We start from the raw sequence: 20,692 nt of genomic DNA on the forward strand, positions 1-20,692 counted from the left end.
ATGCTACGCAAAATGCAAAGATTTTTTTCCACGAAGGTCACGAAGAACACAAAGGGGAATATTATTATCTTTGTGCCCCTTTGTGTTCTTCGTGGAAAAATTCCTGCCTGGTTTGGACGTGCCCGAGTTGGATCATTCTCGTTATGGATAATCTTATCGAAATTCGCGACCTGACCGTTTCCTATTCCACTGCGCCGAACAGTGTCGTTCACGCGCTCAACGGAATTTCATTCGATCTCGCGCGCGGCGAAGTGTTAGGCATCGTCGGCGAAACCGGGTCGGGCAAGACGACGCTCGCGCTTACGTTGATGGGACTCGCAACGACGGCGCAACTCCACGGGCAAGTGCTTTACGAAAACGCGCCCTTACCGCTCGGCGATGATAACGCGATGCGCGCGATGCGGTGGCGGCGGATCGCGCTCGCGTTCCAGGGATCGAGCAACGCGTTCGATCCGGTGTACACGATGGAACACCAGGTCATCGAACCGATCATCGAACACCTAAAACTGGATCAGCGCACGGCGCGCGAACGCGCGCGCGCGCTGTGGGACAATGTTGGCTTGACGCCGGAATTGTTCGAGCGTTATCCGCACCAACTGAGCGGCGGCGAAAAACAACGCGCGATGCTCGCAATGGCGCTGGCGTGTGATCCAGAATTGTTGATCGTGGATGAGCCGACCTCAGGACTCGATATGCTGACGCGCGGGCGCATCCTGGAATTGCTTGCCGAGTTGCGCCGCCAACGCGGATTGACCATGATCGTCATCTCACATGATTTGGACGATGTCGCCGGGCTGACGGATCGCACGCTCGTTTTGTATGCCGGTCAAATCGCGGAACTGGGCAAGACTGCCAACGTGCTCGACGTGCCACTGCATCCGTACACCTGGGGTCTCGTCAACGCATACCCGCGCATGGATCGCGCTAAAGATTTGTGGGGCATTCGTGGTCAACCGCCTGACCCGATGAACTTGCCGCGCGGCTGTCCGTTCCACCCGCGTTGTACGCAAGCCATCGAACGTTGCGCGATTGAATTGCCGCGCCTCGCGCCAAGCGATGGTCGCTTGGTCGCGTGTCATCTCGGCGGATTGCAAACACTGCTCGAGGTGCGCGGTATCACCAAACGTTTTCGCGATGGTCCGGTCGCCGTCAAGAACGTCTGGCTCTCCGTGCGCGAAGGCGAAGTCGTCGCCCTGGTCGGACAGACTGGTAGTGGCAAGACGACGCTCGCGAAATGTCTCGTCGGTTTGCATGAACCGGATGCGGGTCAAGTCATTTTCGAGGGGCAGGACGTGCACGCGTTGCGCGATCAATCCTTGCGCGCGGCGCGGCGTCGCATCCAAATGATTTTTCAGGACCCGTTCGAATCGCTCAGCCCGCGCTTGACCGTGCTCGAACTCGTGCGCGAGCCGCTCGACATTCAGCAACTCGGCGCGCGCGAAGAACGCGATCAACGCGCCCGTCGCGCGCTTGCCGATGTCCGTTTGCCGGCGACGCCGGCGTTCTTGTCCAAGCATGGTCACGAACTTTCGGGCGGACAATTGCAGCGCGTTGCGATTGCGCGCGCGCTCATCCTCGAACCCAAGCTCATCATCGCCGACGAGCCGGTCGCGATGCTCGATGCCAGCGAGCAAGCCAAGGTCTTGCGTTTACTCAAAGAGGCGCAGAACGAACGCGGTATGGGCTTGCTCTTGATCTCGCACGATCTCGCGCTCGTTCGCAAAGTATCGGATCGCATCGCCGTGATGCGCCAGGGTGAAATTGTCGAAGTGGGTTTGTCACATTCCATCATCCAGCGTCCGGAGCAAGCGTATACCCAAACGCTAATTGCCGCGGCGCAACGGTGAATAGACCAGACCTTCCAGGTCTCGGAGACCTGGAAGGTCTTGACCGATAGGAGGTGCACGCTGTCAGAACTCGAACATCGTCGCCATATCATTGCGATCATGCGCGGCTATCGTCCGGCGCAGGTGCTGATCGCTTGTACGGAACTGGGAATCTTTGAGATGCTCGGTGAGCAAGCGCTCAGCGCGGCAGACCTCGCGCGCACACTCGACGCCGATGCGAGCGCGCTGACGCGGTTGATGAATGCCGCCGTCGCGCTTGGATTTCTCGAAAAACGCGATGGGTTGTACGCGAATAGCGCGGCAACGCTCGCGTGCCTGGCGCGCGAAGGTCCGTTGTTCGTCGGCAATCTCGTCAAGCGCGAGGGTGCGTTCTTCCGACGCTGGGCGCGATTGAGTGAAGCCGTCAAGACCGGTCGTCGTCCCGAGGAAAATCTGCGCGACGAAAAACAAAAAACCTGGGTGCGCGGTTTCGAGTTCGCGTTGCGCGATGCCGCGCGAACGATGGCGCCCGCCATCGCGGAAACCTTGGAGCCGTTGCTCCCCGCGCGGTCAACTGCGCCGGCGCGCGTGATTGATGTGGGCGGCGGGCATGGGATGTACAGCATCGCGCTCGCGCAACGCTGTCCGAACGTTCAAGCCGTCGTCTTTGATTTGCCGCCGGTAATCGAAGTCACGCGCGAGATCATTGCCGATTCGGGCGTCGCCGATCGCGTCCACACCCATGCCGGCGATTTCAAGATTGATGGACTCGGCAGTGACTTTGATCTCGCCTTGCTCTTTGGCGTGCTCGTGAGCGAAACGCCGGAAAACTCGCTCGCGCTGTTGCGAAAAGTATACGCCGCGCTCGCGCCGGGTGGTCATATCGCGATTCGCGGTTTTTACCTGACGCCCGACCGCACGAGTCCGCTCGAAGCCACGTTGTTCGATCTGCACATGCTGCTCTCGACGGAAGCCGGGCAATCGCGCACGACGGATGAGGTGACAACCTGGTTGATCGAGTCGGGCTTTGAACCGCCCAAAACGATTCATCTGTCTGCGCCAGAGCCAGCCATGTTGCTCGTCGCGCGAAAAGCAAATTGATTCTGAAGGAGGAATCATTATGTATCCGATGACACGTCGTGAGTTTCTACAACTTGTCGGCTTGTCAACGACTGGGTTAATCGTCGCCAGTTGCGCGCCGCAAACCGTTGCGCCAACCGCCGCGCCCGCCAAACCGGCGATCGCAAAATCGGTGCCGGTCATTCGTTTGGTCGGCGGCGACAATGGCTATCCCACACCATTCGCGTACGTGCGCGGTCCGGGATATATCCGGATGAGTTTTATTTTCGATCAACTCGTTTGGAAAGATAGTCAAGGTTACATTCCCTGGCTTGCGACCGAGTGGAAATCGGTGGAGGATGGCAAGCGGTGGACGTTCACACTGCGCGACAGCGTGAAATGGCAAGACGGTCAGCCGTTCACGGCGGACGATGTTATCTTTACGTTCCAGTATTCCAAAAGCCAGCCCGCGCTATCGCCGCTCGTGCGCGGACTCGAGTTCATCACGGAGATTCGTAAGACGGATGCCAACCACGTCGAATTTGTTTTCTCGCGACCGTACGCGCCGTTCCTCGTCAACATCGCCGGCGCAACGCCGATCATCCCCAAGCACATTTGGGAAAAGGTTTCCGACCCGCTTAAATTCACGACGCCCGAAGCGCTGCTGGGAAGCGGACCGTACAAATTGATTTCGTACGACAAGGCGACCGGCGCGTATCTGTACGAAGCGAACAATAATTTCTTTCTCGGCAAACCGCACGTACAACGCATTGAACTGGTGCCGGTCGCGGATGGTCTGGTCGCGTTACAGCAAGGCACGGTGGACGTCGCGGGTCTGCCGACCGATACCGGCGTGCCCGACGATGTGATCGCGCCGTTCCAAAAACCCGAGTTTGGAATTCTGAGCGCGCCGGGCGAATGGAACCCCGTCATTCACTTTAACATGTCCAAGGGCGCGCCGTACAACGATGTCAAGTTCCGTCAGGCATGGGCGTACGCGATTGATCGCGCCGAAATGGTCAAGCGGCTGTTGTTCGGGCGCGGCGAGCCAGGCGTGCCGGTTTATCTCGCGCCGTCGAATCCCTGGTTCAATCGCAACGTCGAGCAGTACAAGTTTAACTTGGACAAAGCCAAAACGTTGTTGGAGAGCGCGGGCTATAAGGATGTCAACGGCGATGGCGTGCGCGAAAATCCCGACGGCAAACCATTCCGGGTTCCGCTCATTTTCGATTCGAACGGTTTCGTACGCCTCGCCGAAATGGTTCGCGATATGCTCAAGACCGCGGGTATTGCCGTCGAGTTAAAGCCGGTGGATCGCGCGACGATGGACGCTTCGACGTCGAGCGGCAATTACGACGTCGCGATCACGTACTATGGCGGACTCGGCGGCGACCCGGATACGATGCGCCAAAACTTTTCGAGCAAGAGTACGTCGAAATCATTTTCGCGCGCGCTGGGTTACAGCAATCCCCGGTTCGACGAACTGGCGGACCAACAACTTGCGACGACCGACGAAGCGAAACGCCAAGCGCTTGTGATGGAGATGCAAGTGATTCTCGCGCAGGATGTGCCGGTCTTGCCGATCTACTATCCGACGCGCAACGAAATTCACCGCAAGGCGATTTTCGACAACTGGTACTATACCCCCAACGGGATTGCTTCCGGTGTGCCGCAGACCTGGAACAAGCAAGTGTTTGTCACCGGGCAAAAGACCGGCACCACGATTCTGCAATGAGCACGCGTAAAGTGTGACGCGCAAAATCATTTTGGCGAAGGTATTGACAAAGCATTGGCGTTTGTGACGGCTCATCCTTACGAAGGTTTGAAGGCGCGATGTCTCGCCCAAGTAGTTGGTAACCTTCGCAAGGATGGGTTGGATCGTAGTTTGCGGTAGCGCCAAAACGCGTTTCTGTTCTTGCGCGGCGCGGTTTTTGCGCCGAAGCAATCATCCAGTGACACACTCGCTTCGCGGCTTTGCACAAGCCGCTCCCAATGGCAGTCTGGAGTCTTTGGTAATCACCAGGACCTAACTGCCAAATTACCCTCATTTCACCGCCGAGTTATCCTAAAAATCTCTGCGCTCTTCGCGATCTCTGCAATACAATTTGGGTAAATCCTAGCACGGCTTTTCAAAAGTCGCTTGACTCACTTGCCAACCAAACCCCCAACCCCCTTCCCTTATAGGGAAGGGGGCAGGGGGATGGGTCTGCAACTGACTTTTGAAAAACCGTGCAAATTCTAGCCAAACCTATTTACAAGCAAGCGAGTTTGTGGTAGAATCTAACCAAACTTTAATGTTGCTGTCAGCATTTTTCTAACTGAAATGCTGCTGAATGGCAAGTGACCCGCGGATGCAAAGATCTTCAGCCAGATTTTTCTAATCGGTCGCCTGGGGCTGGAGGGAGCAAATGGCGAAACCGGCCGCTACGTTTTGTAGTGGTCGGTTTTTGTTTTTTGGATTTTACGTTGTTCAAGGATGCCTTGGTCTTGGAACGCCAATCTATCCAAATCAAATGATTGGAGTTGCAATGATGCAGGACCGTCGCCAAATTGACAAAATGCTCGATGAAGTCTTGGATCGCCTGTGCCAGTGTGAGTGGATCGCGGTGATTGCCAAACGATATCCGTATTGCCGACTCACGCTTCAAATCCAAGATGGAAAGGTGGTCCATACGGACCTGAATCTCTCTTACAAACCGAACTCACACCAGACCGACAAATAGAATCGCTGACTGGAAAACCCAGAGGCGGTAGCAATCCTGAACAAGGAGGGCTATCGCTTTATTTTTTGTGTCGTCAAACTAAAACTAAAACAATCTAGCTGGCATCACCGCAATTGCAGCGTGTCAGTGCATGAACGAGAGGCACACTATGAACCAGAGCGCCGAATCGTCCACTGAGACATTTGCCTATCGCGATCTAGTTGATCTGCTTCAGCGGAAATCGTTTCCTCAACCTCATCGCAAGATTTACACTTTTCTTGATGACGGCGAAACTCAAGAAAGTTATCTGACCCAGGATGCATTAGATTGTCGAGCACGCGCAATCGGCGCGACCCTCGAACGCCTGCGAGCGACCGGTCAACGCGCTCTATTGCTCTATCCCCCCGGCTTGGAATATATCGCCGGTTTCTTCGGTTGTCTGTACGCTGGCGCTGTTGCTGTTCCCGCTTATCCACCCGACCCAGCCCGCCTCAATCGTACGTTACCTCGCCTGCAAGCGATGATTGCCGACGCCCAGGCAAGCTTTATTCTCACCACGACTGAAATTCTTTCGTTTGCCGAATTCCTGTTCGATCAAGCGCCCGACCTTGCGGCACTGCAGTGGATCGCGACCGACACGATTCCTGACAGCGCGGCAGGTGATTGGCGCGACCCCGGCATTTCGCGCGATACCCTCGCGTTTCTGCAATACACCTCCGGCTCCACGCGCACGCCGCGCGGCGTGATGTTGACCCACGGCAATCTGCTTCACAACTCGGCGTTGATCAGCCAAGCATTTCGAGTAACTCCACACAGCGTCGGCATGGTCTGGCTTCCGCCCTATCACGACATGGGACTCATCGGCGGGATTCTCCAACCCCTATTTGCCGACGTTCCTTGCGTCTTAATGTCGCCGGTCTCGTTTTTGCAACGCCCCTTTCGTTGGCTCCAAGCGATTTCACGTTATCACGCGACCATCAGCGGCGGTCCCAATTTTGCGTACGACCTTTGCGTTCGCAAGACGACGCCGGAGCAACGCGCGACGCTCGATCTGAGCAGTTGGAGTTTGGCGTTCAACGGTGCAGAACCGATTCGCCCGGAAACGCTTGATCGTTTTGCGGAGACGTTCGCGCCGTGTGGCTTTCGCCGCGAGGCATTTTATCCGTGCTACGGTCTCGCCGAGGCAACGTTGATTGCGACCGGTAGTTTGAAACGCGAACCGCCGGTGCTGTTCACGATTCAGAAATCTGCGCTCGAACACAACCAAGTGATACCATCGCGCCGAGATGACCCAGACGCGCAAACGCTAGTTGGATGCGGTCAAGCATTGCAAGAGATTGCGCTAGTGGACCCAGGATCGTTGACGCGCTGTGCGCCCGATCACGTCGGCGAAATATGGATCGCGGGTCCGAGTGTCGCGCAAGGATATTGGAATCAACCGGCAGAAACGCACACCGTCTTTCACGCGCGGCTGGCTGACGACGACAGCGATTTCATGCGCACCGGCGATCTCGGCTTTGTACACGACGGCGAATTGTTCGTCACCGGGCGCATCAAAGACCTCGTTATCATTCGCGGCAGAAATCATTATCCGCAAGATATCGAACTCACCGTCGAGTCATGTCACACCGCATTGCGTCCCGGTTGCGGCGCGGCATTCTCGATTGACGTGAACGGCGCAGAGGAACTCGTCATCATGAACGAGGTAGACACACGCCAGGAATTCGACGCGGATGCCATCGTGAACGCGATTCGTCAAGCCGTCGCCGAGGCGCACGATGTCCAAGTGTACGCGGTGGTGTTGATCGAGCCGCGTAGTATTCCCAAAACCTCGTCCGGCAAAATCCAACGCCACGCGTGTCGCGCCGAGTATCTTGCCGGGACATTAGAAATTGTCAAGGTGAGCGTGATGGAGATTGCTAGCATTGCCAAGGATCAAGCCGCCACATCCGAACCGCTCTTGGTCAAAGCACTGCGCGCCATGTCGCCGCAACATCGTCATGTTTTACTCGAATCGCATATCCAAGAACAGGTCGCGCGTGTATTGCGCGTTGCGCCATCGCGCTTGAATCCCGAACAGCCACTGACCGTGCTGGGAATTGATTCGGTCATGGCAGTGGATTTGGTAAGTGAACTCGAATCGAGTCTGGGTGTCACGTTGCCCATCGAATATCTAACGCGAGGCATCACGGCGTCTCAACTCGCTCTGCTGATCGCGGATCAATTCACCGCGCGACTGACTCCGCCAGCCCTGGTCGAAGAGCCGCTCGCCGAATACCCGCTCTCGCACGGTCAGCGCGCGTTGTGGTTCTTGCATCAACTGAATCCGGATAGCGGCGCGTACAACCTTGTGAATATTGTACGCATTACCGCGCCGATGGATGTGAAGGCAATGCAACGCGCGTTTGAAAAAATCGTCGAGCGACATCCCACGCTGCGGACGACATTTGCCGCGCCCGATGGCAATCCGATTCAACGCGTGCACGCGCGCATTCCCAGGTTCTTTTTCAGCGAGAATGCGGCGACGTGGAGCCAAGCGCAACTCGATGCGCGCTTGGCGGAAGAAGTGTATCGCCCCTTTGATTTGGAGCAGGGTCCGCTCATTCGCGTGAACGTGTTCACCCGTTCGCCGCACGAGTACGTCTTGTCGCTCGCGATGCATCACATCGTCACCGATCTCTGGTCTATCGCCGTGATTATGTACGAGTTGGGTGTGTTGTATCCGGCAGAGATGACCGGTGTGCCAGCCGTGTTGAAAATGCCGCGCACGCAATACGCCGATTTCATTCGCGAGCAAGACGCCATGCTCGCCAGCCCGGAAGGCGCGCGACATTGGGAATATTGGTCTCAGCAACTCGCCGGCGATCTCGTCCCGCTCGATTTGCCGACGGATCGTCCGCGTCCGCCGGCGCAATCCTACCACGGTTCATCGCAGACGATTCGCTTGGGCGCCGACCTGGCGCGGCGTCTCGACGCCATCGCGAAAACGCACGGCGCGCCACTGCACGCGCTTTTGCTCGCGGCATTTGAGACCTTGCTCTATCGCTACACCGGCCAAGACGATTTTCTGGTTGGCTCGCCCAAAGCCGGGCGCACTCAAAAGTGGGCGCGCGTCATCGGCTATTTCGTCAACCCGATTGTTCTGCGCGCCAATCTCGCCGGCAATCCCAGCTTTGTCGAATTGCTCGCCCGCGCACGACAAACGGTCGAAGATGCGTTCGCGCACGACGCCTTTCCGATTTCACTTCTCGTCGAAAGGTTGCAGCCGACACGCGACCTCAGTCGCTCGCCGCTTTTCCAGGTGATGTTTGCGTGGCAGAAAACGACGCGTCTCGTCGAAGGGCAAAGTTTAACTTCGCTGGCGTTGGCTGAACCAGGCAAGAACTTCATGCTCGATGGGATGACGCTTCAAGTGTATCCGATGCAAGAGCGCGTCGTTCCGTTCGATTTGCTCTTACAGATGGCAGAAGCCGACAACGATCTGGTTGCGTTGATGGAGTACAACGCCGATCTATTCGACGGCGCGACGATTGCGCGAATGCTGGGACATTTCCAAAATTTGCTCGAAGGCATCAGCGCCAATCCCAATTTACCAATTGCCGATTATCAATTCCTGTCCCTCGCCGAGCAACAACACTTTGTCGAATGGAACGCGCACGAAACGCGCGAACCATCTGCGCCGTGCATGCATCGCCTGATCGAGGCGCAAGTCGAGCGGACGCCGGAGTCGATTGCCGTCGCGCTGGGTGACGCGCAGTTGACGTATCGCGAATTGAACGCGCGGGCAAATCGGCTCGCACGGCATTTGCAGACGCTCGGCGTTGGACCCGAAGTGATCGTCGCGCTGTCCGTTGAACGATCACTGGATATGATCGTCGGTTTGCTCGGCATCCTCAAAGCCGGCGGCGCGTATTTACCGCTCGACCCGGCTTATCCGCGCGAACGTATCGCGTTTATGCTGAACGATTCGCAAGCCCGCATCCGGCTGACCCAGCAATCTCTGCTGAATCGTTTGCCGCATCATCACACCCCAACTCTTTGTCTCGATTCAGATTGGGATGCCATTGCGAAATGGGATGACGCCAATCTGCCGGACAGCGCGGCGTTGGATCATCTTGCGTATGTGCTCTACACCTCCGGCTCGACCGGCGAACCAAAAGGCGTGATGATCACGCACGACGCCATCGCGAATCATTGTCGCGATTGCCAACGCTATTACGAAATCACCGCGCAGGACCGCGCCCTGCAATTTGCCTCGCTCAACTTTGACGCGTCGCTCGAACAAATTTTTACCGCGTTGATTGCCGGCGCGCAGTTGGTTCTGCGCGGTCCCGAAATCCTCGACGCGCGGCGCTTTAACGAAATGGTCGCCGCGAATGCGTTGACCATCGTCAACGTTCCGCCGGCGTACTGGCATCAATGGGCGCAAGCATGCGCGGACGCAACCGATCTCTCGCCCAACCACCAGGTGCGCCTCGTCATCATCGGCGGCGACGTGGTTTTGCCAGAGATGCTCGCACTGTGGCGGCGCACGCCGATGCGCGGCGCGCGTTTACTCAACGCGTATGGTCCAACCGAGACGACGATCACCGCATTGACGTTCGAGGTCGAGGACCAGATTACGCACGATCCGCGCGTCCCGGTCGGTCGTCCGCTTGCCAATCGCGCCGCGTACATTTTGGATCGCATGGGCAATCCGGTGCCGGTCGGCGTCCCGGGTGAATTGCACATCGGCGGTGCGAGTCTGGCGCGCGGCTATCTCAATCGTCCTGAACTCACCGCAGAGAAATTTATCAATTACCAATTACCAATTGCCAATTGCCAATTGCCAATTCGCGTTTACAAGACCGGCGATCTCGCGCGGTTTCGCTCCGACGGCAACATCGAGTTCCTGGGTCGGCTCGACAATCAAATCAAGATTCGCGGTATTCGTGTCGAATTAGGGGAAATTGAAGCGGCGCTCAATCAACATCCCATCGTGCGCGAAGGGATTGTCATCGCGCGTGAAGATTCGGCGGGGGAAAAACAACTTGTGGCGTATGTTGTCGCGCGGGAGGATGGACAGCGACCGACCGCAAATGAGTTACGCGATTTTCTGCGCGCCAAACTGCCGGACTATATGGCGCCAGCCGCGTTTATTTTTCTCGACGCGTTACCGCTCAATGTGAGCGGCAAAGTAGATCGCCGCGCCTTGCCAATCCCCGACCTTGGGCGACCTGACCTAGCATCGTCGTACGTCGCGCCGCGCACAACCATCGAAGCAGAATTAGCGCGCGTGTGGGCGGCATTGCTCAAGGTCGAACGCGTAGGCATTCACGATAACTTTTTCGATTTGGGTGGACATTCGCTATTGGCAACGCAACTCGCGTCGCGAATTCGCGATACGTTCCAAGTTGAATTGCCCTTGCGTCGTTTCTTCGAATCCGCCACGATTGCAGATTTGAGCGTTCTGATTTCGTATCAAGTCGCGCAATCGAACAGCGCGGAGATAGATCAATTACTGGGAGAAATAGAAGCGCTTTCAGATGAGCAGGTGCAAGCGAGCTTGAATTCAGAAACACGTTGAAGAAAAATAGAACTACGGGACGAACAACCGTGTTGCCATCACGGCGTATCCCGTAGTTCCGTACAGTTAGGTCACCAAAGGGGGTATACCAATGAGTGACCTTGCGCAGCGTGTAGCCAATCTATCGCCAGAAAAACACGCGCTACTGATGATGCGGCTCAAGCAAGCCAAGACCTCCAAGCCGCAAATCATTCCGCGTCGCCCCGTCATGGACCCAGCGCCGCTGTCCTTTGCGCAACAGCGCCTGTGGTTCATTGACCAACTCGAACCGAATAGCCCGCTCTACAATATTCCCGCCGCGCTCTTGCTTACTGGCGCGCTGGATGTGGACGCGCTCACGCGCAGTCTCAACGCGATCGTGCGCCGGCACGAATCGTTGCGAACCACCTTTGCAACCGTCGGCGATCTACCCGTTCAGGTCATCGCACCCGAATTCGACTTGTCTTTGCCAATCACCGACCTCCACGACTTGCCCAAAGAGAAACGCGGCGCGGAAGCATTCCGCATCGCAACCGAAGAAGCGCAATGTCCGTTTGATCTAGCGCGCGGTCCCCTTTTGCGCGTGCGTCTCTTGAAATTAACCGACGACGAACATGTGCTCCTCGTGACGATGCATCACATCATATCGGATGGCTGGTCCCTCGGCGTGCTCGTGAAAGAGTTTGCGACACTGTACTCCGCTTTTTCTACTGGGAAATCATCCGGCTTGCTCGATCTGCCAATCCAATACGCCGATTTCGCCGCGTGGCAACGCACGTCATTGAAAGGCGAAACACTGGACACGCAACTGGCATATTGGAAGCAACAACTCGGCGGCGAGTTACCGGTTCTGCAACTGCCCACCGACCGCCCGCGCCCGGCGGCGCAATCCAATCGCGGCGCGCAATGTGGGTTTATGCTTCCGCATGACCTCCTTTCTGCTCTGCAAACATTGAGCCGCCAAGAAGACGTTACACTCTTTATGACGCTGTTGGGGGCGTTTCAGATACTCTTGTATCGCTACACTGGGCAAAAAGATTTTTGTGTTGGCACACCCATTGCCAACCGCAATCGCTCGGAACTGGAAGGATTGATCGGCTTTTTCGTCAATACGCTTGTTTTACGCGCAGACCTCTCAGGTGAGCCGACCTTTCGCGATCTGCTCAAACGCGTGCGCCCAATGACCTTGGATGCGTTCGCACATCAAGACGTGCCATTCGAAATGTTGGTGGACACACTTCAGCCGGAACGAAGTTTGAGTCACACGCCGTTATTTCAAACGATGTTCGTTCTGCAGAACGCGCCCTTGCCCGATCTCCAGTTGCCCAATTTGACGATCAGCCGCCTTCCCGTTCACAGCGGAACGTCCACGTTCGATCTAACCTTGATGCTCGAAGAAAAACCGAATGGGTTGCATGGAACGATTGAGTACGCCGGCGATCTCTTCGACGCCGCGACAATCACGCGTTTTATCGCGCACTATCGCAACATATTGGAAGGCATCGCCGCGCATCCCGATCAATCCATCGCAACCTTGCCGTTGTTGAGCGAAGCCGAACAACAGCAGTTGTCCAAATGGAACCAGACCGCGACCGAGTATGCGCGCGATCAGTGCATGCATCACTTGTTCCAGGCGCAAGCCAAACGCACGCCCGACGCCATCGCCGTGCAGTTTGAAGGCGAGCCGCTCACGTATCGCGAATTGAACCGGCGCGCGAATCAACTCGCGCAGCATTTACAAAAACTGGGTGTCGTTCCGGATACGCTCGTCGGCATTTGCGTCGCGCGGTCGTTCGAGTTGCCGATTGCACTGCTTGCGGTACTCAAAGCCGGCGGCGCGTACCTGCCGCTCGATCCAACCTATCCTGCCGACCGGCTCGCCTTCATGCTTGAAGATTCGGGCGCGCCGATTGTGTTGACGCAAGCGCCTCTCGTGGAACGATTCCGCCATTCGCCATTCGCCATTCGTCATTTCATTTGCCTAGACACCGATTGGAACTCCATCGCGCGAGAGTGTGATACCGACCCAGCAAGCAATGTCACGCCGGAAAATCTCGCGTACGTGATTTACACCTCGGGTTCAACCGGTAAACCCAAAGGCGTGCTCGTGCCGCACCGCGCCGTCGTCAACCACAACCTTGCCGTCGCGCAGGCATTTCGCTTGGATGCGCGCGACCGGGTTTTGCAATTCTCGACGATCTGTTTCGATGCCGCCGTCGAAGAAATATTTCCGGCATGGTCGGTCGGCGCGCGCATCGTTTTGCGACCAGAGCCATTGCCCACGCTGCGCGAGTTTCACCAATTCATCGAGCGCGAGCAGGTTACCGTGCTTGACCTGCCGACCGCGTACTGGCAGACCTGGGTTGCCGAGTTGCAAGCCACCGGCGAACGCGTACCGCCATCGGTGCGCCTGGTCGTCGTCGGCGGCGAAAAAGCATCGGCAGAAAAACTCGCCGAGTGGTTCCAAGTTGCCGGCAAGAACATTGCGTGGATGAACACGTACGGACCCACCGAAGCGACCGTCATCGCCACGCTGTATCAAGCCAAGCCCGATCAAGCCGATCTCCGCGACGTACCCATCGGGCGACCGATTGCGAACGCGCAAACGTACGTGCTCGACCCCTACTTGCAGCCCGTGCCGATCGGCGTGCCGGGCGAATTGCACATCGGCGGTGTGTGTCTCGCGCGCGGCTATCTCAATCGTCCGGAGTTGACCGCGGAAAAGTTCATCACAGTCAACAGTCAACAGTCAACAGTCAACAGTGTTCACTGTTCACTGTTCACTGACAACTGTTCACTGCGCCTCTACAAAACCGGCGACCTGGCGCGCTATCTCCCGGATGGCAATCTCGAATTCATCGGACGCGCGGATGACCAAGTCAAGGTGCGCGGTTTTCGCGTCGAGTTGAGTGAGATTGAAGTGACGCTGGAGCAGCACCCCACTGTGAAACAAGCCGCCGTAATCGCGCGCGATGATAGCGGCGTCAATCGGCTTGTCGCCTATGTAGCAACGGACGACGGCAGACCGACGACCGTAGACCTGCGCGAATTTCTGCGCGCCAAGTTGCCGGAGTACATGATTCCATCCGCATTCGTCGTACTGGATTCGCTGCCAACGTTGCCGAGCGGTAAAGTGAATCGCCGCGCGCTTCCCGCGCCGGAGCCGATTGCCGACGAAGGCGCCTTCGTCGCGCCGCGCACGCCCATCGAAGAAATTCTCGCCGGGCTGTGGGCAAACTTGCTGGGCGTCGAGCGCGTAAGCATTCACGATAATTTTTTCAACCTGGGTGGTCATTCGTTGCTCGCGACCCAGGTCATCTCGCGCGTGCGCGCCGCGTTCAACATCGAATTGCCTTTGCGCGCATTGTTCGAATCGCCAACGCTTGCGGAATTCGCGCGTCAGATCGAGAACGCCCAACGCGCGCCCGCGCCCTCGATTCAACGCGGCGCACGCGACGGCAGGTTGCCGCTTTCATTCGCGCAACAACGTCTGTGGTTCCTCGATCAACTCGAACCGAACAATCCGCTCTACAACATCGCGGCGGCAGTGCGCCTGAAAGGGTCGCTCGATGTGGGCGCGCTCGAACACGCCTTGAACGAAATCGTCCGGCGGCACGAATCACTGCGCACCACGTTTCCCGTTGTGAACGGACAACCATCCCAGGTCATCGCGCCGCAGTTGATGATCGCGCTGCCGCAAACCGATTTGCGCGCGTTGCCCGAGTCTGAACGCGAATCCGAAATGCGCCGGCTGGCGAAGGAACACGCGCGCCAGCCGTTCGATCTCGCGCGCGGTCCCTTGCTCCGCGTGCATCTCTTACAATTGGCGGACGACGTGTGGGTGGTGTTGCTCGCAATACATCACATCATCTCCGATGGCTGGTCTACCGGCGTACTCACGCGTCAACTCGCGGCGATCTATCAGGCGCAAGTGAATGGCGAACCCCTGGCTTTGGCTGAACCGCAAATTCAGTACGCCGATTTCGCCGCGTGGCAACGCGCGTGGCTCAACGATGAAACGCTTCAGGATCAGCGGACATATTGGAAAGAACAACTGGCGGGCGAGTTGCCAGTTTTGAATTTGCCCACCGACCGACCGCGTCCGGCATTGCAAACATTCAACGGCGCGTGTCACACATTCGCATTGAGCGAAGCGTTGACGCGCGGACTGAAAACGTCGAGTCACCGCGAAGGCGCGACGCTGTTCATGACCTTGCTCGCGGCATTTCAAACCGTGCTGTATCGCTACACCGGGCAGACCGACATGAGCGTCGGTACCGTCATCGCCAATCGCAACCGCGCCGAGATTGAAGAGTTGATCGGATTTTTTGTCAACACACTCGTTCTGCGGACTGATCTTGGCGGCGAACCCAGCTTTCGCGAATTGCTCAAGCGCGTGCGCGAGGTCGCACTCGGCGCGTACGCGCATCAAGATGTGCCGTTCGAGATGATCGTGGATGCGGTGCAACCCAAACGCAATCTGAGTCACACGCCGTTGTTCCAGGTCATGTTCGCTTTGCAAAATGCGCCCGACCCATCGCTCGAATTTCCCGGCGTGATTTCGCAGCCGGTCGAAATCGAAACCGGCACTGCCAAGTTTGATTTGACCTTGATCTTTGAAGAAAAAGGCAATCAACTCATCGGCACGCTCGAATACAACACGGATTTGTTCGATGCGGCGACGATAGCGCGCATGGCAGGACACCTCCAGACCATTTTGGAAAACGCCGTCGCGCATCCCGATCAATCAATCGCGACGATGCCAATGCTGACCGAAGCCGAGGAGCATCAACTTTTGATTGAGTGGAATGACACGCGCGCCGATTTGCCGCTCGACGATTGTGCGCATCACTTATTCCAGGCGCACGTCGAACGCGCGCCGGACGCGCTGGCGATAGCAACCCAGGATCAACAATTGACGTATCGCGAGTTGAATCAGCGCGCGAATCAACTCGCGCATTATCTCCAAAAACTAGGTGTCGCTCCCGATGTCCTCGTCGGCATTTGTATGGAACGTTCCATCGAACTTGTCATCGCAGCGTTGGGCGTGCTAAAAGCGGGCGGCGCGTATGTCCCGCTCGATCCGACGGTTCCACCGGAACGCTTGACGTATATGCTGACGGACGCGCAATCCCCAGTGTTGCTCACTCACTCCGGCTTGGTCACAAACCTGGGTCTGTCTCTCGCCAATACAAAAATCGTTTGCCTCGATACCGATTGGCATGTGATCGCGCGAGAGCGCGCAGAGAATCCGGCGAATCACGTTACGTGCGCGAATCTCGCATACATGATCTACACCTCCGGTTCGACCGGTTTGCCAAAAGGCGTGCAGATCGAACATCGCAGCTTGTTGAATTTGGTGTATTGGCATCAGCGCGCGTTTGCGGTTTCGCCAAAAGATCGCGCAACGCTAATTTCGGGTCCTGGCTTCGACGCCTCGGTGTGGGAATTGTGGTCCTACTTGTGCGCGGGCGCGAGCATTCACATTCCCGATGACGAAACGCGTGCCGCGCCAACCCAGCTTCGCGATTGGCTCGCGGCGCAATCCATCACGATCACCTTTCTGCCGACGCCGCTCGCCGAAGCAGTTGTAGCGCTTGATTGGCGCAACGACACACCGTTGCGAACCTTGCTAACGGGCGGAGACAAACTGCACGCGTATCCCTCACACACATTGCCGTTTCAACTGTCGAACAACTATGGTCCCACCGAGTACACCGTCGTCACTACGTCGGGCATCGTTGCGCCCACAACGCGCGCGGATGTACCGCCGACGATTGGACGTCCGATTGCCAACACCCAGGTTTACATCCTCGACGCGCATTCGCAAATCGTGCCGATTGGCGTGCCGGGCGAACTACATATCGGCGGCGCGGGTTTGGCGCGCGGCTATCTCAATCGTCCGCAACTCACCGCAGAGAAATTCATCACCGTCAACCGTATCCACTGTTCACTGCGTCTGTACAAGACCGGCGACCTCGTGCGTTATCGCGCGAATGGCGAAATCGAATTCCTGGGTCGGATTGATCATCAAGTCAAGGTTCGCGGATTTCGAATCGAGTTGGGCGAAATCGAAGCCGTCCTGGGACAACATCCGGCAGTCCGCGAGGTCATCGTCATCGCGCGTGATGCAGAACGCGAACAGGAGGGCAAACGACTGGTGGCGTATGTTGTGATGACCCAGCCCGTTGGCATCGGCGAATTGCGCGAATTCTTGCGCGCGAAACTGCCCGATTATATGGCGCCATCCGCATTCGTGTTTATGGACGCGTTGCCACTTACACCCAACGGCAAAGTAGATCGCCGCGCTCTGCCCGCGCCGGATCAATCGCATCTCGCAAGCGAATTCACCGCGCCTCGCACGCGCACGGAAGAAATTCTGGCAGACATTTGGACCCAAGTTCTGGGTGTCGCGCGTGTCGGTGTCCACGATAATTTCTTCGAACTGGGCGGCGATTCGATTCTGAGCATCCAGGTCGTCGCGCGCGCGAATCATGCCGGTTTGTCGCTGACGCCCAAGCAGTTGTTCCAAAACCCGACCGTCGCGCAACTCGCGCAAGTGGCAGGCGCATCGCGCGCAACGCTCGTTCGCGCCGAGCAAGGCATCGTCACCGGCAAGGTATTGCTCACGCCGATTCAACGTTGGTTCTTTGAACAGAATTTTGTCGAGCCACATCATTGGAATCAAGCCGTCCTCTTCCAAGTCCGCGAGCCGTTGCAACGCGAATCGCTTGAGCAGGCAGTTGCCCACTTGTTGCTCCATCACGATGCTTTGCGGACGCGTTTCACGCGCGACGAATCAGGGTGGCGCGCTGACGTGTCGCCCAAGCCGGAAACGACCGCGGTAGAGTGGTTCGACCTGAACATTTCATCCGAGAGTGAGCAGTCACGCATCATCGAAACTCGCACCGCCGAACTGCAAGCAAGTTTGAATTTCACACAAGGACAATTGATGCGCGTCGCCTATTTCGATCTCGGCGCAGAGCGCAGCGGACGATTGTTCATCGCGGTCCATCATCTCAGCGTGGACAATGTCGCGTGGCGAATCTTGATTCAAGATTTGTTGACCGCGTACACGCAAGCGCGTCGCGGTGAACGCGTGCAGGTACCACCCAAGACGACTTCGTTCCAATATTGGGCGCAACGATTGAACGAGTACGCGCAAACCGACGCGGTGCGCGCGGAAACAGATTATTGGTTGGACACGTTGAACACGGCTGAGTGTAATCTGCCAACGGACGTGCGCGGTGAAAATATCGAAGCATCGGCGGGCAGTGTTCGAGCAGTGCTCGATGCGGATTCAACGCACGCGCTCCTACGCCATGTTCTCGCCGCGTATCACGCCGAGATCAACGATGTGTTGCTCACTGCGCTCGCGCAAACAGTCGCATGCTGGACGGGGGCGCGCGCGCTGCTCGTGGATTTGGAAGGACACGGACGCGAAGACTTGTTCGCCGATGTAGATGTATCGCGGACACTGGGCTGGTTCACGAGCGTGTACCCAGTGCGCTTGGAGTTGAACGCAACAACTCCGGGTCACGCGTTGAAATCGGTGCAAGAACAATTGCGCCGCGTGCCGCATCACGGCATCGGTTTTGGATTATTGCGTTATCTCAATCGCGAGAGCACCGCGCAATTGGCGGCATCGCCACATGCGCCAGTCAGTTTCAACTACCTGGGTCAACTCGATGCTATCCTGCCCGCGTCTGCGCCGTTCAGCTTATCGCGCGAGCCGATTGGCGCAGAGCGCAGTCCGCGCGGACAGCGGACACATCTGCTCGATATAAGCGCCGCGATTGTCGGCGGCGAATTGCAAGTCGAGTGGACGTACAGCGAGAACATTCATCGGCGCGAAACGATCGAGCGCGTCGCGCGTGATTTCATCGCCGCGTTGCGCGGTCTCCTCGCCCAGTCCCAATCGCCAGAGGCGCGCGATTATGCGCCATCGGATTTTGACCTGGAACTGACGCAAGCCGAGATGGATGCGCTGATCGCCGAGACCAGCGCCGAATAGGTGATGACGATGAATAACAAGAACATCGAGGCGGTCTATCCGCTTTCGCCGATGCAACAAGGCATGATCTTTCATAGTGTGTACGCCCCCGAGTCCGGCGCGTACATCGAGCAATTGATGTGCGCCTTGCACGGCGATTTGAACGTCGCCGCGTTTGAACGCGCGTGGAAACATGTTGTCGCCCGGCATTCGGTTTTGCGAACCGCCTTTGTGTGGAAACGTCTCGACAAAATGTTTCAGGTCGTGCATCGCGAGGTTAATCTCAAACTCGATCAATCCGATTGGCGCGATTTGTCGGCGTCGGAACAAGAAACCGAGTTGGAAATATTTTTGCGCGCGGATCGCCGGCGCGGATTTGATTTGACGCACGCGCCATTGTTGCGGCTTGCGTTGATCCGGCTTGCCGATAACGCATGGCGATTCGTGTGGACCTGGCATCACGCGTTGGCGGATGGATGGTCGCTGCCGATCTTGCTGAAAGAGATGCTCACCAGTTACGCCGCATTTCGCCGTGATCAATCGCCGATGCTCGAACCGGTCCGCCCGTATCGCGATTACATCGCTTGGTTGCAAAATCGAGACGCCGCGCAAGCCGAATCATTTTGGCGACGCACCTTGCAAGGTTTCACTGCGCCGACGCCATTGACCGTTGATCACCCGGCATCAAACACCGACGCCACTTTTTCTGAAATCGAAACACGTTTGACCGCTAAAGCGACATCAGAGTTGCAAAACCTCGCGCGGCAAAATCAATTGACCTTGAACACACTCGTACAGGGCGCGTGGGCATTGCTCTTGAATCGTTACAGTGGCGAAGAGGACGTTATGTTTGGCGCAACCGTGTCAGGTCGTCCCGCCAATTTGCCCGGCGCGGAAACCATGGTTGGCTTGTTCATCAACACATTGCCGGTGCGCGTGCGTGCGCCATCGAATACGACACTCTTGGCGTGGCTCGACAATTTGCAAGCTCGACAAATCGAAACGCGGCAATATGAATATGCCCCACTGGCGGAAATTCAAAATTGGAGTGCGCTGCCACACGGCACACCATTGTTCGAAAGTATTCTCATCTTTGAAAATTACCCGGTGGGTGATTTCCTACGCGATTCGAGTTTGCAGATTGGTGATGTGCGCTCGATCGAGCAAACCAATTATCCGATTACGGCTGTTGCGGGACTAGACCATGAACTCGTGCTCAAGATTTCGTACGACAATCGCCGTTTTGATCACGCAACTATTAATCGAATGCTGGGTCACTGGCGCACCCTGCTCGAAAATTTCATCGCCCACGCGCAACGTTCTCCTACGGATTTGCCTCTACTAACCGATGGCGAACGCAAACAATTGTTGGAATGGAATGCCACGCAAACAACCTTGCCCGAACGATGCATCCACGAACTTTTTCAAGCCCAAGTTGAACGCACGCCCGATGCGATTGCGGTCATGTGCGGCGACGAATCCTTGACCTATCGCGAACTCAATCGCCGCGCCAATCAACTCGCACACCATTTGCAGAAACTGGGCGTCCAACCCGACTCACTCGTCG

The 20,692-nt window shown here is 57.0% G+C and carries 7 protein-coding genes and 1 riboswitch; all 7 genes read left to right on the forward strand.

Going from position 1 to position 20,692, the window contains the following annotated elements:
* The first annotated feature begins 143 nt into the window (after nt 1-143).
* Nucleotides 144-1,847 carry an ABC transporter ATP-binding protein gene (locus HY868_06375; protein ID MBI5301741.1) on the forward strand — a complete coding sequence of 568 codons (1,704 nt, stop codon included), beginning with the start codon at nt 144-146 and terminating at the stop codon, nt 1,845-1,847.
* A 39-nt stretch (nt 1,848-1,886) separates the two neighbouring features.
* Nucleotides 1,887-2,927, forward strand: a complete 1,041-nt coding sequence (locus HY868_06380; protein ID MBI5301742.1) for a methyltransferase domain-containing protein — start codon at nt 1,887-1,889, stop codon at nt 2,925-2,927.
* A gap of 19 nt (nt 2,928-2,946) precedes the next feature.
* Entirely contained in the window at nt 2,947-4,620 is a 1,674-nt protein-coding gene (locus HY868_06385) for a diguanylate phosphodiesterase (protein ID MBI5301743.1), read from the forward strand.
* 605 nt (nt 4,621-5,225) lie between these two features.
* A riboswitch (cyclic di-GMP riboswitch) is annotated at nt 5,226-5,315 on the forward strand.
* Complete coding sequence (locus HY868_06390) at nt 5,294-5,608, forward strand: hypothetical protein (protein MBI5301744.1); 315 nt, start codon at nt 5,294-5,296, stop codon at nt 5,606-5,608. It overlaps the preceding riboswitch by 22 nt.
* A 148-nt stretch (nt 5,609-5,756) precedes the next feature.
* Nucleotides 5,757-11,153, forward strand: a complete 5,397-nt coding sequence (locus HY868_06395; protein ID MBI5301745.1) for an amino acid adenylation domain-containing protein — start codon at nt 5,757-5,759, stop codon at nt 11,151-11,153.
* A 91-nt stretch (nt 11,154-11,244) separates the two neighbouring features.
* Nucleotides 11,245-19,146 (forward strand): amino acid adenylation domain-containing protein, encoded by a 7,902-nt coding sequence (locus tag HY868_06400; protein MBI5301746.1) that lies wholly within the window; start codon nt 11,245-11,247, stop codon nt 19,144-19,146.
* 9 nt (nt 19,147-19,155) lie between these two features.
* A partial coding sequence (locus tag HY868_06405; GenBank protein MBI5301747.1) for an AMP-binding protein occupies nt 19,156-20,692 on the forward strand: 1,537 nt, incomplete at its 3' end.

The sequence above is a fragment of the Chloroflexota bacterium genome, assembly GCA_016219275.1.
Classification (GTDB): domain Bacteria; phylum Chloroflexota; class Anaerolineae; order UBA4142; family UBA4142; genus JACRBM01.